This window comes from Halanaerobium sp., assembly GCF_003070835.1.
In genome coordinates this window covers 1-1,087 of record NZ_QBLR01000500.1, presented here as the reverse complement: position 1 = coordinate 1,087, position 1,087 = coordinate 1, and the positions used below count along the sequence as shown (strand labels likewise).

Annotated in this window: 1 pseudogene; it reads right to left on the bottom strand. The window is 37.4% G+C overall.

The window, feature by feature from the left end:
• A pseudogene (locus CI949_RS20795) lies at nt 1-1,087 on the bottom strand (glycoside hydrolase family 65 protein); the annotation flags it as partial.

Genomic DNA, 1,087 nt, shown 5'->3' with positions numbered 1-1,087 from the left:
AACAATTGACATCCAGGTTCCGGCCATGCTTGTAATATGCAGACCATCATCTGTATCAGTATTGTAGTTATCAAGATCGAGGCGGGCAGTTCTTAAATAGAGCTGATATGCTTTTTCTTCTCGCTCGAGATCAGCTGCCAGAATCGAATAAATACAGGGAGAAAGTGAAGACTCATGGACAGTACGCGGCTCATAAAAATCATAGTGGCGGGCAATACTGTCACGATCAAAATCATCTTTAAAGTAGTAGATTCCCTGCAGAACATCTGCCTGTTTAATATAAGGTGAGCGTAAAATTTTATCCCAGGACCAGTTTTTATGCAGCGGAATATCTTCTTCCTCCAGGTCTGAAACTAATTTCTGCTCTTTGTCAAGATAGCCATCCTGCTGAGCGTAAACATCAAATTCTTCAAGATAAGGATAATACATTTTTTCGGTCATATCCTGCCATAATTCAAGCTCAGAATCTTCAAGTTCAAGTTCAGAAATCCATTCTTCATATTTAGCAGGATCATTTTCTTTGATCTTTTTTAAATTTTCAAGTGTATAATTTAGTGTCCAGACTGCTATTCGATTAGTATACCAGTTGTTGTTTACATTATTTTCATATTCATTTGGCCCTGTTACTCCCAGAATCATGTACTTATCTTTGCGGGGATTAAAATGAGCTCTGTCAGCCCAAAATCGTGAAATTTGTGCTAAAACTGCGATTCCATATTCCTTAATATATTTTTCATCACCTGTATAATCAACATAATCTTTAATAGCATGAGCTATGGCTCCATTACGGTGAATTTCCTCAAAGGTTATTTCCCATTCATTGTGGCATTCCTCTCCATTGATTGTCACCATTGGGTAGAGAGCACCCTCTAAACCTAATTTATCAGCATTTTCAACTGCTTTTTCTAAGTGATTATATCTATATAATAAGAGATTTCGCGAAACATCTTCACTATGTGTGGAGAGATAGAAGGGAAGACAGTAAGCTTCTGTATCCCAGTAAGTTAAGCCACCATATTTTTCTCCTGTAAATCCTTTAGGTCCAATATTTAAACGGGGATCATGGCCGGTATAAGTTTGATTGAGA